General features: G+C 63.5%; 15 protein-coding genes. 6 read left to right on the plus strand and 9 right to left on the minus strand.

Going from position 1 to position 13,662, the window contains the following annotated elements; translation table 11 throughout:
- Nucleotides 1–69: 69 nt before the first annotated feature.
- Nucleotides 70–1,203, minus strand: coding sequence for an ROK family protein (locus WBA38_RS16270; protein ID WP_424294625.1), 1,134 nt, complete (start codon nucleotides 1,201–1,203; stop codon nucleotides 70–72).
- Between the two features lie 58 nt (nucleotides 1,204–1,261).
- On the opposite strand from WBA38_RS16270, the gene WBA38_RS16275 reads away from it, so the two are divergent.
- A complete protein-coding gene (locus WBA38_RS16275; protein WP_424323128.1) occupies nucleotides 1,262–2,023 on the plus strand; it encodes an SDR family NAD(P)-dependent oxidoreductase in 762 nt (253 codons plus the stop codon).
- Here WBA38_RS16275 and WBA38_RS16280 read toward each other — a convergent pair.
- Entirely contained in the window at nucleotides 2,020–2,688 is a 669-nt protein-coding gene (locus WBA38_RS16280; protein ID WP_424294627.1) for a TetR/AcrR family transcriptional regulator, read from the minus strand. The genes WBA38_RS16275 and WBA38_RS16280 overlap by 4 nt on opposite strands.
- Nucleotides 2,689–2,847: 159 nt before the next feature.
- On the opposite strand from WBA38_RS16280, the gene WBA38_RS16285 reads away from it, so the two are divergent.
- Genes WBA38_RS16285 through WBA38_RS16300 form a run of 4 tightly spaced genes read left to right on the plus strand, consistent with a single transcriptional unit; the run spans nucleotide 2,848 to nucleotide 7,294 of the window.
- Nucleotides 2,848–3,654 carry an enoyl-CoA hydratase/isomerase family protein gene (locus WBA38_RS16285; protein ID WP_424323129.1) on the plus strand — a complete coding sequence of 269 codons (807 nt, stop codon included), beginning with the start codon at nucleotides 2,848–2,850 and terminating at the stop codon, nucleotides 3,652–3,654.
- Nucleotides 3,655–3,684: 30 nt separating this feature from the next.
- The gene (locus tag WBA38_RS16290; protein WP_424294629.1) at nucleotides 3,685–4,425 is read left to right on the plus strand and encodes an SDR family NAD(P)-dependent oxidoreductase; all 741 of its coding nucleotides are present in this window, start codon (nucleotides 3,685–3,687) and stop codon (nucleotides 4,423–4,425) included.
- A gap of 27 nt (nucleotides 4,426–4,452) precedes the next feature.
- On the plus strand, nucleotides 4,453–6,138 hold the full coding sequence (locus WBA38_RS16295) for a class I adenylate-forming enzyme family protein (protein WP_424294630.1): 1,686 nt from the start codon (nucleotides 4,453–4,455) through the stop codon (nucleotides 6,136–6,138).
- A gap of 10 nt (nucleotides 6,139–6,148) precedes the next feature.
- On the plus strand, nucleotides 6,149–7,294 hold the full coding sequence (locus WBA38_RS16300; protein ID WP_424323130.1) for an acyl-CoA dehydrogenase family protein: 1,146 nt from the start codon (nucleotides 6,149–6,151) through the stop codon (nucleotides 7,292–7,294).
- A gap of 18 nt (nucleotides 7,295–7,312) precedes the next feature.
- On the opposite strand, the gene purU is transcribed toward WBA38_RS16300, so the two are convergent.
- Nucleotides 7,313–8,203 (minus strand): formyltetrahydrofolate deformylase, encoded by an 891-nt coding sequence (gene purU, locus WBA38_RS16305; protein ID WP_424323131.1) that lies wholly within the window; start codon nucleotides 8,201–8,203, stop codon nucleotides 7,313–7,315.
- 27 nt (nucleotides 8,204–8,230) lie between these two features.
- Here purU and deoC point away from each other — a divergent pair, with 27 nt between their 5' ends.
- Nucleotides 8,231–8,908, plus strand: a complete 678-nt coding sequence (gene deoC, locus WBA38_RS16310) for a deoxyribose-phosphate aldolase (RefSeq protein ID WP_424294633.1) — start codon at nucleotides 8,231–8,233, stop codon at nucleotides 8,906–8,908.
- Nucleotides 8,909–9,047: 139 nt separating this feature from the next.
- Here deoC and WBA38_RS16315 read toward each other — a convergent pair whose 3' ends face one another.
- The 6 genes from WBA38_RS16315 to WBA38_RS16340 form a co-directional block, all read right to left on the minus strand.
- Entirely contained in the window at nucleotides 9,048–10,187 is a 1,140-nt protein-coding gene (locus WBA38_RS16315; RefSeq protein ID WP_424323132.1) for an LmeA family phospholipid-binding protein, read from the minus strand.
- The gene (locus tag WBA38_RS16320) at nucleotides 10,180–11,004 is read right to left on the minus strand and encodes a carbon-nitrogen hydrolase family protein (protein ID WP_424294635.1); all 825 of its coding nucleotides are present in this window, start codon (nucleotides 11,002–11,004) and stop codon (nucleotides 10,180–10,182) included. The genes WBA38_RS16315 and WBA38_RS16320 overlap by 8 nt, the downstream gene beginning before the upstream one ends.
- A gap of 23 nt (nucleotides 11,005–11,027) precedes the next feature.
- Complete coding sequence (locus tag WBA38_RS16325) at nucleotides 11,028–11,762, minus strand: hypothetical protein (protein WP_424323133.1); 735 nt, start codon at nucleotides 11,760–11,762, stop codon at nucleotides 11,028–11,030.
- A gap of 84 nt (nucleotides 11,763–11,846) precedes the next feature.
- Nucleotides 11,847–12,548: a class I SAM-dependent methyltransferase gene (locus tag WBA38_RS16330; RefSeq protein ID WP_424323134.1), complete on the minus strand. Its 702-nt coding sequence runs from the start codon at nucleotides 12,546–12,548 to the stop codon at nucleotides 11,847–11,849.
- 89 nt (nucleotides 12,549–12,637) lie between these two features.
- The gene (locus WBA38_RS16335; RefSeq protein ID WP_424294638.1) at nucleotides 12,638–13,150 is read right to left on the minus strand and encodes a DUF2505 domain-containing protein; all 513 of its coding nucleotides are present in this window, start codon (nucleotides 13,148–13,150) and stop codon (nucleotides 12,638–12,640) included.
- Between the two features lie 22 nt (nucleotides 13,151–13,172).
- Nucleotides 13,173–13,661: a DUF2505 domain-containing protein gene (locus WBA38_RS16340; protein WP_424294639.1), complete on the minus strand. Its 489-nt coding sequence runs from the start codon at nucleotides 13,659–13,661 to the stop codon at nucleotides 13,173–13,175.
- Nucleotide 13,662: the final 1 nt, after the last annotated feature.

Raw genomic sequence — 13,662 nt, forward strand, 5'->3', positions numbered from 1 at the left:
GTCTGACATAGTGCGGGAATCGACGCATCATGCGAGAACGACCAAGGGCGCGGGGGCAGGCGGGTACGACTACGCCCCGACGACGGCGAGCGGATCGGCGTAGACGGCGGACAGGGCGACGGCGACAGCGGATGCTTCGGGGACCTGAACACCGAACGACGTCGGCATGATTTCTGGCGGCCGCGGCAGCAGCGTCGCCGCTGTGAAGGCCGCCTGAACCGGAGCGAGCCCATGCTGGTGCGCCGAAAACGCCTCGCCAGCCACCACGATCTCGTCGGGATTCAACACGTCGCGCATCACGGCAACGGCTTCGCCGAGGACGCGCGCACGATCGTCCGCGACCACTCCGGCGGTGTCCTCCACTCCCAAACGCGCGGCGGCAGCTTTGGTCGCCGCCGTACCAATTACGGACTGCAGCGGGGCCACCGGGTCGTCGGCGAAAATTCCTGCGCGCACCGGCAATCCGGCAATTACGCCCGCACCACGCGCTGGCTGATGGACCTCACCGTCGACGATCAACGCCATGCCGACCGTCTCACGGGCATAGAAAAACAAGCTCGAACCGGTGCGCTGCAACGACGACGACAGCAACAGTTCCGCCGCCGCCATCGCCTGCACATGTTCGGCCACCGACACATTGACACCCAACGCCGCATGCAGTCGGGCACCGAGCGGCTGTCGTTCCCAGTTCAGAATCTTGTGGTCGACGACGCCGGTCGCATCGTCAACGACCCCACCGATGGCGGCGCCTGCCCACAGGACGCGTCGGCCAGAGAAGCGGGCAGCGAGCTCAGCGAGCAGCGCACACAGTCGGTCGACGGCCACGGCAGCGTCAGCGTCGGCCAACTCTTTGGTGCGGATCGCATGACTGTAAAGCATGCGGCCACCGAGGTCGGCGACCACCAGTGCCGTCCGCCTCGCACCAACATGCATACCCGCAACACAGAACTGGTCGCGGTCGAGGGTCAGCGGCACTTTGGGGCGACCGACCCCGGAATGCCCGAGCAAGTCCGGGCGTTCGATCACCAAGCCGCACTCTAAGAGCGCGTTGACCTGCCGGTTCACGGTTGCCGCCGACAGTTTGGTGTCGGCGACAAGCTGATCGCGGGTCGCCGGAGCGCCCACCCGGACAGCGTTCAACACCGCGGCGGCCGGGCCGGACCCGAAATGGAGTGGGGCGGCGACAACACCGCTGACGGACATAACTCGAACCTATCAGCAGCCAAGTGTCGCCGATCACCGTGCTCGCTACAGTGTTCATATGAATAACCCCGGCGGATCAGTCAACAGCAACGGCAAGATCGCAGTCGTCACCGGCGCGAGTTCAGGCATCGGTGCCGCGGCGGCACGCGCCCTCGCCCGCGACGGGTTCACCGTCGTTCTCGGGGCCCGCCGCATCGACCGCATTGAGGCCCTCGCTGACGAGATCGGCGGTCGTGCCATGTATTTGGATGTGACTGACGCGGCTTCCGTCGATCGGTTCACCGCGACCCTCGACGAAGTGCACGTCCTCGTCAACAATGCGGGCGGCGCCAAGGGGTTGGCTCCGGTGTCGGAGGCGAATCTGGAGGACTGGCGTTGGATGTGGGAGACCAACGTCGTCGGCACCCTACGCGTCACCAAAGCCCTACTGCCCAAGTTGGAAGCTTCGGGCGACGGCCTCATCATCACGATCACGTCGACTGCCGCGCTGGAGGTTTACGACGGCGGTGCGGGCTACGCTTCCGCCAAGCACGCCCAAGGAGTTCTGCACCGGACGCTGCGACTGGAGTTGATTGGTAAGCCGATTCGCCTCACCGAGATTTGCCCGGGCATGGTCGAAACGGAATTCTCCCTCGTCCGCTTCGACGGCGACGCCGACCGCGCCGACGCCGTCTACGAGGGCCTGCAGCCGATGGTGGCCGACGACATCGCCGAGCTCATCTCGTTCACCGCGTCGCGGCCATCGCACGTAAACCTCGACCAGATCGTGGTGCGCCCCCGCGACCAAGCGACCTCTCGCCGCAACATCAAGACCGGCTAGGCCGCCGGCGCCCCACCCAGCAAATCGCGGTACTCGTCGGCGAAATCTGGGGCGATCAACGCCCGCAACGAAAGCTCCAACTGCGCCCGGATGTAGCCCTCAATGTCGAGTGTGCGCTCGAAATACCAGTGCTTGAGGGCCCACGCGTGCGCCAAGAGCAGCAGGTTGTAGGCGACGAGATCGGGGTGCCGAGCTACCAGTCGCCCATCGGCCATACCGTCGGCGATGGCCTGTTGCATTGGTTCGATGGTCGTAAGTTCCAGTGTCTTGATCTGCTGCCTGCCAGCCGAATCGAGGGCGTTACTTTCGCGGTACGTCAACAGCGCCGCGTGCCGACGCGAGTCGATCACTCGGCAGTAGGCACCGAACGCTGCCGCCATCTGCCGGACCGGATCCGATCCAGCCTCGGCGATTGCTTTCGGCACCTCGATTTCGAACTGGTTCAGCACGTCGATGATTACCGCGAGCAGGACATCGTCTTTGCTGCCGAAGTAGCGGTAGATCAAGCCGACACTGACACCGGCTTCCGCCGCAAGCGCCTGCATGGAGACCGCTTCCGAGCCGGTCTTCTCCATCAGCCGAGCAGCAGCGTCGAGCAGTTGTCGCGAGCGCTGCGCGGCGCGTGCTTCTCGCGCCGCGTGTCCTGGATCGAGTACCTCGGTCATTGGGCCCTTCCTGCAGTGGGTTCCACCCAACGGTAGATGAATGAATATTCATTTCGGTAATCAAAGCCCTTGACGGCCACCAATAATGAACGTAGGTTCAACTCAAATGAATATTCATTCATTCTGACACATCGGCCCCGCCAACCAAGGATGGTTCCCATGAATTTCTCCGACTACCAGCATCTTCTCTTCGAGCGCCGAGACAACGGCGTCCTCCTGGTCACCCTGAATCGCCCCGAAAAGTACAACGCCACCAACGAGACAATGCACGCCGAACTGGCCCGCGTTTTCCCAGAAATCTCGGCCGACCCACTCACCCGCGTCGCGGTAGTGACCGGTGCTGGCAAGGCATTCTCTGCGGGCGGTGATCTCGCGATGGTGCAAGCAATGGCGGGCGATCACGAACGCGTAGCCTCCATGCTCGACGAAATGAGCCGCCTCGTCTACGGGATCATCGACTGCAACAAGCCCATCGTCGCCGCCGTTAACGGTGTCGCCGTCGGCGCCGGGACCGTCGTCGCACTGCTGTCCGACATTTCAATCTGCGCCGCCGATGCGAAGATCGGCGACGGACACGTCAAATTGGGTGTTGCCGCAGGCGATCATGCGGCCATCATGTGGCCACTACTGACCAGCATGGCCAAGGCCAAGTACTACCTGATGACCGGCGACATGATTACCGGCACCGAAGCCGAACGCATTGGCCTGGTCACGAAGGCCCTCCCGCGCGAAGACGTCCTCACCGAGGCGCTGCGCATCGCCGAAGTCATGGCGACGGGATCGCAGATGTCGATCCGCTACACCAAGAAGGCGCTCAACAACTGGATGCGCATGGCTGGCCCCATCTTCGACCAGTCGGCCGCCTACGAAATGCTCTGCTTCATGGCACCAGATGTCGTCGAAGGCTACACCGCACTGCAAGAAAAGCGCGCGCCCCAATTCCCTTCCGCCACCCCAACAGCCTGACCCCACCGCTCACTTCGTAAGGACCCACTCATGAGTACACCCGCCATTGCTGTTGTCACCGGTGCCGGATCCGGCATCGGCCGCGCGATCGCGCTGGCCCTGGCCGAACGCGGCGACACCGTCATTGCCGCCGATCTCGACGTCGCCGGTGCCACGGCCACCGCCGAGCAAGGTGCCGCCGGACGCATCCACCCGATGGCGGTCGACGTTGCCGACGCCGTGCAGGTGAACGCCCTCCGCGACCGTGTCAACGCCGAGGTCGGCATCCCCACCATCCTCGTCAACGCTGCCGGCTGGGATCGCACCGACCAATTCCTCAACGCCACCCCGGAGTTTGCGCAGAAGGTCGTGGCGATCAACTATTTGGGCCCGGTGTACATGAACAGCGCGTTCCTGCCGGGCATGGTGGAAGCTGGCACCGGTGGTCGAGTCGTCAACGTCGCAAGCGACGCAGGCCGCGTCGGCAGCGCGGGCGAAACCATCTACGCGGGAGCCAAAGGCGGCGTCATAGCCCTCACCAAATCCCTCGCCAGGGAAATGGCCCGCCACCAAATCAACGTCAACTGCGTCTGTCCCGGGCCCACCGACACACCACTGTTTCAGGCACAGGCCGACAAACTGAAAGAAGCGCTGGTCCGCGCCATCCCATTCCGCCGCCTCGCGCGTCCCGACGAGATCGCCGCGCCAGTGGTCTTCCTGTCATCCGATGCCGCCTCGTTCATTACCGGCCAGGTGATCAGCGCCAGCGGCGGCCTCACCATGGCTGGCTAAACCCAGCCACTGCGAAGGAGCCCCACCATGTCGTACAAATACGACGCTCGCGCCTACCGCGAATACTTCGAGCACGACTTCACCTACTTGAACGGCTTTCGCCGAAACGTTCACCGGTTCAGTAACCGACCTGCCATCCAGGTCGCGGAAACCGAGCAGGTCATCACCTACGCCGAACTGGGGGCCAGGGTCGATGCGCTCGCGGCCGGGCTCCTCGCAACCGGCCTCGCGCCCACCGATGTGGTGGCTTATCAACTGTTCAACGGCGTCGAATTTGCCGAACTGTACCTGGCGACCCAAGCCGCCGGGGTCGTCGGCGCACCGATGAACTTTCGACTCGCCGCAGGAGAGACGGCGTTCATCTTGGGCAGCACCACTCCCGCCGTCTTCGTCTACGACACCTCCCTCAACGAGGTCGTCGCCGCCGCACTGCAGCACACCTCCCACGTCCCCGCGGTCATTGTGGCCGTCGGCACCGGCGAACCCGTCACCGCGCCACCGGGAACCCAAGTGATTCGCTATCGCGACCTTCTCATCGAAGGCGCGGCCCCACCCGCACCCTCGCGCACCGTGTGGGACGAGACCACACGCCTCTTCACTTCCGGAACCACGGGCATGCCGAAGGCCGTACCGATGAACAGCATGATCGAGATCTTCAGCGCCCACGACGTCATCATGCATTTCCCGCTGTCGCCAGAAGACAAGACACTCAACATGACCCCGTGGTTTCACCGCGGTGGGCTCTACTGCGCCGGCCCCAATCCCACGTTCTACCTGGGCAGTTCCCTAGTGCCGATGGCGGCCTTCGACGCCGACCGCACTCTCGACCTTGTCGAGAAAACCGGTCTCACCTTCCTCATCGGTGCGCCAACCAACCTGGCCCTGCTGGCCCGCGCCCAGGAAGCCAAGCCACGCGACCTATCGTCGCTGAAGGGACTGGTCACCATGGGTGCGCCGCTCGAACGCGAAGCGGCACTGCATTACCAAGACATCCTCAACCCACGGATCTTCAACGGATACGGGAGCACAGAAGGGTTCTGGAACACCTTCCTACGACCGTCGGATCTTCCCGATATGGCGGGTACGGCAGGCCGCGCCTGCATCGACGACGACGTAGCGGTCGTTGCCGTCCACGACGGCGGTCTGGCCGACCCGAGCGACACCGTGCCCCGGGACGGGCAGAGCGTCGGAGAGGTCATCGTCCGGTCGCCGAAGGGCGCAGGCCAATACTTCGACAATCCAGCGCAGGACGCCGCAAAGTTCCGCGACGGCTGGCTCTACATCGGCGACCTCGCCACCTGGGACGAGCACGAGTTCGTGACGATCGTCGGGCGCAAAGACGACATGCTGCTGTCGGGCGGCGAAAACGTCCATCCGGTGCAAGTCGAAGAAGCCCTCAACTCCCACCCCGGGGTCGCAGATTCCTTAGTCGTCGGCGTGCCCGACGACGAGTGGGGCCAGCTGGTCGTGGCATACATCGTCCGCGCGGACGACACCGAACCGGTCACTGCCGCCGACCTCGATGAGCACTGCCACCATCACCCGATGCTGTCGTCATTCAAGCGCCCCCGCGCCTATCGCTTCGTCGAGCAGTTCCCGGTCTCGGCGACGGGCAAAAAGTTGCACTACCGGGCAACCGAACAAGCCCGGGACGACATGATCGCCGATCGTTTCCACACACCGTCGAGTAGCACTCAACTTCCCCAAGACTAGCGAGGATCCCATGACTTCCCTACCGTTGGACGCCGAGCACCGAGCGTTCCGCGACCTCGCGGAGAGTTTCGTCGCCGATCGAATTGTGCCCCACCACGAACAATGGGAACAGGCTGGCAGCCTACCCGCGTCGATGTTCACCGACGCCGGATCGCACGGGCTGCTGGCGTTCTCCGTCCCCGAAGAGTTCGGCGGTCCCGGGGTCGATGACTTTCGATACAACACCATCATCGTCGACGCTCTAGGGCGCCAAGGCGCGGTCGCCGCCGCGATCGCATTCTCCCTGCAAAACGACGTCGTCCTCCCCTACCTCACCGATCTCACCAACGACGAGCAGAAACAGCGCTGGCTCAGCGGCATCGTGACCGGCACCAGCGTCCTCGGAATCGCGATGACCGAACCCGGCACCGGCAGCGACCTCGCAGGCATCGCGACCACCGCGGTGCGCGACGGCGACGACTACGTCGTCAACGGTGCCAAGACCTTCATCTCGAACGGCCAGAACGGCACGTTGTTTGTGGTGGCAGTTAGGACCGGTCCCGAACGGCACGGCGGCCTAACGCTGCTCGTGGTCGACGCCGACACGCCCGGATTTAGTCGCGGCCGCAATCTCGACAAGATCGGCCTTCACGCCCAAGACACCAGCGAACTGGCCTTTACCGACATGCGGGTTCCGGTGCGCAATCGCCTCGGTGCCGAAGGCGACGGCTTCTATCAACTAGTGCGAAACCTGCCGCAGGAACGACTGTCGTTGTCGGTCGGTGCGGTTGCCGCCGCCGAAGGCGTCTTTGCGGCGACGCGAGAGTACGTCGAGCAGCGTCGTGCCTTCGGCTCACCCATCGGATCATTTCAGAACACCCAGTTCGTGATGGCCGAGATCGCGACAGAACTCGACTTGGCCCGGACATTTCTCAACGACTGCATTGTCGAACACGTGGCGGGCGAACTCACTGCGGCCCGCGCTGCGAAGCTGAAATGGTGGACCACAGAATTGCAGGTCAGGGTTGCCGACCGTTGCCTTCAACTGCATGGGGGCTACGGCTACATGCGCGAATATCCGGTGTCACGAGCGTTCGTCGATGCCCGAATTCAGACGATCTACGGCGGTACCACCGAGATCATGAAGACGATCATCGCGAAAGATCTAGGTCTGTAGGCCCAGCTGACCGCGTGTTTAGGCGAAAACTACCGTCTTGCGGTCGTGCACGAGGACGCGGTTCTCCAGATGCCAGAGCACACCGCGAGCCAAAACCAGCGTCTCGATGTCGCGACCCTGGCGAACCATGTCGGCTGCCGAATAGTCGTGCGTGATGCGACTGACGTCTTGCTCGATGATCGGACCGGCATCCAGATCGGCGGTCACATAGTGGCATGTGGCACCGATAAGTTTCACGCCGCGGTTGAACGCCTGGTGATACGGGCGCGCACCGATGAAGCTCGGCAGGAAGCTGTGGTGAATGTTGATCGCCCGACCCGCCCACGCTTCGCACAGCTCGGCCGGAAGGATCTGCATGAAGCGCGCCAACACAATCGCATCGGGGTTATAGCCGTCGACGAGGCGTCGCACTTCCGCGAACGCCTCGGCCTTGCCGTCGGCCGGGAAGGGCACGTGATGGAACGGCACGTCGAAGCGGGCGGTGATCTCTTCAAGATCGCGATGATTGCCGATGACCGCGCACACCTTGGCCGGGAGGTCGCCGCGTTCGGCCCGCGCCAATAGGTCGGTGAGACAGTGGCTATCTTTGCTGACCAGGAGTACCACCGACTTCGGGGCACCGGTGTCAGTAACTTCCCATTCCACCTCGGGACCGAACATGGCAGCGACATCGGCGAAGCGGCTACGGAACTCATCGACGGTCATGCTGACCGAATCCGCCCGCACCGCCTGGCGGGTAAAGAACCATCCGGTGGTCTGATCGGAGTGGTAGGCGGCCTCGGTAATCCACCCGCCGACCCCTGTCAGGAAACCCGACAGAGCAGCGACGATACCTGTGCGGTCAGGGCAGCCGAGGGTCAAAACGAAGCGTCGTTCACCGTCATCAGATGAGATCTGGGAGTTGGTCACCTCTCTAAGTGTGCCAAGCTCGAATTCGTGATCAACACCAACCTGACCAGAGCGGCCGTCGCAGCGATGGTCGACCACACAATTCTCAAGCCCGAAGCAACCCTTGCCGACGCCGAAAAGACCATCGCCGAGGGCCTCGAGCTCGGCGTGTACGCGGTCTGCCTGTCGCCGTCGATGCTGCCAATCGACACCGGCTCGGCGAAGACCTGCGTGGTGGCTGGCTTCCCGTCGGGCAAGCACCATTCGCTCGTGAAAGCCGCTGAAGCCCGCCTCGCTGTCGACACCGGGGCCGACGAGGTCGACATGGTGATTGACGTCGGCGCTGCGGTCGCCGGCAATTACAACGAGGTATTCGCCGACGTTATGACGGTCCGGGAAGGCATCGGCCCCGACGCGGTTTTGAAGGTGATCGTCGAATCGGCAGTACTGCTGGAAACTATCGGCGACGAGGGTCTTGCCGAGGTGTGCCGGCAGGCGGTGAAAGCGGGCGCCAACTTTGTGAAGACGTCGACCGGTTTCCATCCCGCAGGCGGCGCCAGTGTTCACGCCATCGAGGTGATGCGCGCGGCCGTGGGACCGACCATCGGAGTCAAGGCCAGCGGCGGTATCCGCACGGCCGATTTCGCCGCCGAACTCATCGCTGCGGGTGCTTCCCGCCTCGGACTGTCAGGCACACGGGCCGTCTTAGACGGCTTCCCCGAGTGAGTAGCCACGCCGGAAATTCTTCGCTTTTCTGTCACATCCACACGCCGACGGTCTGCATTTCCGTCACCGATCGCGGCGTGTGGTGACGGTCTGGTCGAATCGTGACAGAAAAGCGGAATTTGAGCGAAGCGAAAAGGGGCTACATCGAGCAGCTGTTGCCGCCCTGGCCGCCGGTGGATTCGGCGGCGGACTTCAAGTTCACGTCCTTGCCTTGGAAGGCGAAGTCGATGCCGTCGGTACCGACGTCGAGTTTGGTGACTTGAATCTGCTTGAAGAGCGGACCAAACATGCTGGCGGTGACTTGGTCGACGATCGGCTGGGCAAAGTCCGTGCCGATACCGAAGATCAGCGCGGTCGCTTCCTTCACCTCAAAAGTCACCGCACCGTCTTTCAAGACCGGCTTTAGCGTGACGGTGACCGGGACGGGAATGATCGTGAAGTTGACGGTCGTCTCGATCTTCAGGGTCCCCGCCGACTTGTCCGCAGAGATCTTCTGGATCGGCGACTGACCCCCACCGGTATCCGAGCTCAACGCCGTGATCCGCTCGTACGGAAGGTAGCCATTGCCACCCAGCGCTTTGACCGTTCCGCCGTCGGTGCTGATGCCTTCGGCGCGCGCATGAAGTCGCATCGTGCTACTGCTGCCGTCAGTGGTATCGACCTGAACCCACGGAACCTCGCCACTGACGACGGAGAACACGATGGGGCTCCGCGACACAGACACATCGGTACTGGCACCGGTGAGGTTCTCGAACGACGTCTGCAGGCAGTTGGTGACCTTGTGACGCATATACAGCTCGGTCCCGACGCCCGCGATGATCAGCGCCAGTACGACCGCCAGCGCGACCAACCCGATGGTGCGACCCCGCGGCCGCTTCTTCGACGGCGAGGTGCGGACCGCACCGGGCGACGTCGGCGGCCCGGGTGGACCGGCATTGACCGGCGGAATCGGTTCGAATGCGCTGGAATCGAGCGCTTCCATCTGCTTGGTCGGCGGGTTCCCGGCCTGCGAATAGGCCTGCGTCTGCGGCCCCGGGATATTACGAATCGGCCCGGTGATGACTTCCCCGGTCGGCGTCTCGTCGATCGACGAGCCCGCATCGTCGGGCACCGTTTCCGCTTTGGGCAGGCTCGGCTCCGGCACGCTCGCTTCCGGATCGGTAGCCGGTGCGGGCTCGGCAGGCTCTACCGCTTCAGCGGGTTCAGCATGCGGCACGGTGGGGTCGTCGATGTTCGACGCGTCGTCGTCGGGCTGCGGCGGTCGCTGCTCATCAGTCATGCGGTGCGGTCCGATCCAGGCGGGGAATCTCTCGGGCGTTAGCCAAAACGGCCAGCGCCGTGCGCGCCTTGTCTGTCAGGGCCAGATCGATGTCATGAACACCGGCCTGCACCGTGGAGTCGTATTCCGCGACAACGCTACCGAACGGATCTAAGAGCCGACTATGCCCTATCCCCGTAGGAGCTGAGGACTTCGCGACTTCGGGGTCGGCAGGCGAGGCCTGTCCAACGGCCGCGATGAACGACGTCGAGTCGAGAGCCCGCGCTGCGGTGAGGGTCTCCCACTGGGCCTGCTTGCCCGGGCCGCTCCCCCACGACGTCGGGACTGCGATGACTTGAGCGCCGCGACGCGCGAGCTCGGTGAACAGGTTGGGGAATCGAATGTCGTAGCAGGTGGCGATACCAATGCTGGTGCCGGCGACGTCGACGACAAGCGGCTCGGAGCCGGGCGCGATGGTCCGGGATTCCGCGAAATTGAAGGCATCGAACAGGTGGATCTTGTGATAGCCGACGGGGTCGCGCCCGGGCCGGGCAACCAGGATCGTGTTGTGGATTCGTCCGTCGGCGGCCGGGGTGAACATTCCGGCGATGACCGTGATCTGCTGGTCGTCTGCCAATTGAACGACACTATTGGCCCAAGGGCCGTCGAGCGGTTGTGCTACCGAGGTCAAGGGCACACCGAACCGACACATGGCGGCTTCGGGGAACACGATGAGTTCGGCACCGTTGGCTGCGGCGTCCCGTGTTCGATCACGGATTACTTCGAGGTTCTTGACCGGATGCTCACTTGAGCTGATCTGCGCCATTGCCAGTCGCATGAATCTCCCTCAGATGGACTTCGCTACCTCTGATAGAGAGTAGATCCCTCGGGACCGCGAGTGCTGCTGATGAGCTTGGCGAAGCAGTGATCTTTGTCGAGTCCATTACCGCGACACCATGCCAGCGCGGATTCTGCGGTGGCGAAGCCCTGTGCCGATACGGTCACCATCCAGCCACTTTCGGAGAAGACCGGCCATGCACTGGAGTCGATCAGCTTGACCTGCGGGTACCGGCTTTGCATCGCCTGGAACTCGGACAGGATCGATCGGTTGTCCCACGTCCGATTCTCGGCATAGAGGCCGGGACGCTTTGCACTGATCTGCGCGGTCCACCGGTCGGCGAGCGAACTGCGGAACAGGGCGGCGTCGGTGGTGATTTGATTGCGCAGTTGGGTTGCCGCTTCAGTTTCCGGATCGGCAACGACTGACGTCACGGTCGGCTGCGCCTGCGGTTGCTGCTGTTGCTGCTCGGTGACGGCGGCTTGGTCGGCACCGGAGTTGGCGACTTTGATCCACACAAATGCGGCGGCAGCCAACAGGATGACGATGGCTGTGAGCGCGACGATCATGAATACCGGCGGCTTGGGCTTCTCCGGCGGCATCGCGTAGGTCGGGTACTGCTGCGGATAGGCACCGCCCGGGTAGCCGGGTCCCGGCATCGGGGCTTGAGGCATCGGGCGCGCGGCGGTCTCGGCAAAATTATCGACACCGGGATACGGCCCGAAACTGGAATCGTTTGGCTGACCAGGTGTTGACATGCGCCCATGGTAGTACTGACTTCCGGCATCTCCGAGTATCCACCCAAACGGATGACGGCCCCTCAACTCCTCGATCGAGTCACGTCAGACGCCTGCGGGCGAGACCAACTCCCACGGAACTGTCAGCAGGTTATCGACGCGCCGCCCGCGCGGGATGGACACGTCGACGCCGGAGTCGCGGAGCATTTCGCGGGCGTAGCGCCAGCGGTTGCGCGGGCCGAAAACCTCGTGCCCGGCCGCCCGGTCCCAGCAGCGGTCAGCCGTGGAAAGAAGTTCGTGAATCGCTTCGCCAGCCACATTGTGGTGGATCAGCGCCTTCGGGAGTCGCTCGGCCAATTCCGAAGGATGCCGCGTGTGCCCGGGCGACCACGACAGCGTCAACTGCAGGGGCCGCTGCGCGTCGAGCAGGATCCAGCAGCATCGGCGTCCGATCTCATCGCACGTCCCCTCGACGATCACCCCGCCCGGCGCGAGGGATGCCTGCATTTGCCGCCACGCCTCGGCCACCTCGTCTTCGTTGTACTGGCGAAGCACGTTGAAGGCTCGGACCAGATTGGGCCGCAGTCCGGCAAGCTCAAAGCCGCCGAGCGCAAAGCGGACGCCGTCGCGCGGTTCAACGATCCGTTCCGGGTCGATCTCCAGGCCGACGAGTTCCAGGTTGGGGATGCGTTTGCGAAGTCGCACAGCCATCTCGACCGCAGTGTCCGGGCGTCCGCCGTAGCCGAGATCAACCGCCAACGGGCGCGGCACATTGCACGCGGCCCTAATACGTGGATCGGCAGCCATCTCCCGATCGACACGGCGAAGCCGGTTGATATTGGTCGTTCCGCGGGTTACTCGCCCCTGGGGTCGTCCGGCTGGTGGGCCGGACCGCTTCACCCGAGGTTGTCCTGGACCCAGTTAGAGGTGAATTCAGCTTCACCCCGGAAGAGGTCGACAAGGTTTACCAGCATCAACTGCTCGAGCTTGGCGTTGACGAACGGGATGTAAACCTTGACCTCGGTGGTCTTGCGGATGGTGGAGCCGGTTTCGGTCGGAAACAACTCCTGCGCGCCGGTCAACGACCCGGGGCCAGCGGGAATCGACGCCATGTAGGTGCCAGCCGTATTGGACGGATCGAAAGCACCGTAGGTTTCCACCCGGGTGATCAACATGTCCTTGAGCATCACCGTCTGCGCAATCGGCGGCAGCATGTCGCGCGTGATCGTCTGGTGCAGAACGACGCGGACGCCGTCGCCACCGACCTCGAACTCTTCAACATTCGAGATCGGCGTCAGCTCACGGAACCCCTCCATCAGGTCTTCCCAGTACCTCTTCTGTGAGAGCGCCTGGTAGATCGTGTCCGGAGCGTGCGTGTAGCGAGCGGAATAGCTGAGCCGTCGTGCCATGTGAGACAGCCTAACGGCAGATTTAGCCCTGTTGGAAATCGACGGTCGCGTCGCGTTCGGCGTCGAGCAGTTGGCTGACCTGTTCGATGATGGCCTTTTCGATCTTGCCGCCGACGAACGGAATCGACACATCGGCCTCGCCCGAGTACTGCGCAACAGCGGGATTACCTGCGATGTTAATGTCGCCGCGGATCTTGGCGGGCGCGCCACTCACCGAGGCGTTCATGGTTCCGGCAATGACGTCGCCAACCAAACGGAAGTCGATGGTCCGCGGAATTTCAACATCGCCGGGACGGACCGCAGTCACCACCGACGGCAAGTTTTCCGCACCGACGCCCTGCTTGGTCACCACGGTCACCTCGTCACCGTTGATGGCGAAGGACTCCAGCGAGCCGTGTTCTGCATTGGTCGCCTGCAGGAGGTCCCGCCAGTACTGCTCAGTGCTAATCAGGGCCCACAGCGTGGCGACCGGGAACGGGTAGTTGACCGAATGCTCGAACTTGCTCGACATG

The sequence above is a fragment of the Gordonia sp. (in: high G+C Gram-positive bacteria) genome (assembly GCF_049647785.1).
In the GTDB taxonomy this organism is placed as follows: domain Bacteria; phylum Actinomycetota; class Actinomycetes; order Mycobacteriales; family Mycobacteriaceae; genus Gordonia.